Consider the following 324-nt stretch of genomic DNA (forward strand, 5'->3'; position numbering starts at 1 on the left):
GCGGTGGCGGTGCTGTCGGTGGCGACCCTGGGCACGGCAACGATGGTCATGGTGGGAATCGGAGCGGCCGTGGCGGGAAGCTTGGCCGTAGGCAGCAAAGCGGTCTCGGATATCCGGCGGGGCGAAGTGAGCAGCATGCTCGACTATGCCACAACGGGGCTGCGGGAAGCGAGCATTGGAGCGGTATGCGGAGCGATCTTCGGGCCGTTCGGAACGGGAGGCGTGCTGCTATACCGGATGGTGGCGGGCGCAGCGGATGGCGCATTCAGCAGCGCGGTCAGCCAGCTACTGTCGGGAGAGAAGGTCAACTGGAAAGAAGTCGCC

At 65.7% G+C, this 324-nt stretch carries 1 pseudogene; it reads left to right on the forward strand.

Annotation, left to right across the window (positions count from 1 at the left end):
- Positions 1-324 (forward strand): annotated as a pseudogene (locus L692_RS32600) (hypothetical protein); the annotation flags it as partial.

The organism is Paenibacillus forsythiae T98 (genome assembly GCF_000520735.1).
In the GTDB taxonomy this organism is placed as follows: domain Bacteria; phylum Bacillota; class Bacilli; order Paenibacillales; family Paenibacillaceae; genus Paenibacillus_AQ; species Paenibacillus_AQ forsythiae.